General features: G+C 39.9%; 1 protein-coding gene. It reads left to right on the top strand.

The window, feature by feature from the left end:
- Positions 1–105: 105 nt before the first annotated feature.
- Positions 106–573: a CBO0543 family protein gene (locus tag L6I86_RS35860; protein WP_338113471.1), complete on the top strand. Its 468-nt coding sequence runs from the start codon at positions 106–108 to the stop codon at positions 571–573.
- The last annotated feature ends 14 nt before the right edge of the window (positions 574–587 follow it).

Genomic DNA, 587 nt, shown 5'->3' with positions numbered 1-587 from the left:
TAACGGGCAGTAGAGCTCAATAATAATATCTGGTCTATCTGGAGATAATGAGCACATCTTACTTGAACGAGGTGTTACGTTATTTTGACATTGGACAGAACCATAATGATCGGTATATGGATTATAATGAGTGTGCTTTTAATTCTGACGGTCACCCGCAATAAAATCCGAGAGGCGTTCGTAATATTCTCGTTTAAACAAGTGCAAACCTGGCTCCTTGGGCTTGTAGTTGTGCAGTACAATCTGATTGAATACCCTGTTCGCGAGTTTGCCAATGCAGCACGAAACAGTTTTTCTTTTGAATATTTCATCTATCCCGCTATTTGTGTCGTATTTAATTTGAAATTTCCAGAAAAAAAAGGAATCATTCCGAAAACACTGTGGTTTCTGTTTTTCCCAAGTTGGATGACCGCATTGGAGGTATTGTTAGAGAAGCACACTCACCTGATTCATTACATTACTTGGCATTGGTACTGGACTTGGATCTCCCTTCTGATAACCTTTTACGTAGACAGGTCGTTTTATCTCTGGTTCATCAGGAAACAAACGGGTGGGATAAGATCCGCTAAGTGAATTGGGTTGTTCAA

Origin of the sequence: Paenibacillus allorhizoplanae (assembly GCF_927798215.1) — a bacterium.
Classification (GTDB): Bacteria; Bacillota; Bacilli; order Paenibacillales; family NBRC-103111; genus Paenibacillus_E; species Paenibacillus_E allorhizoplanae.
Note: the sequence above shows the minus strand (reverse complement) of the source record. Positions and strands in the feature narration are given on the sequence as shown.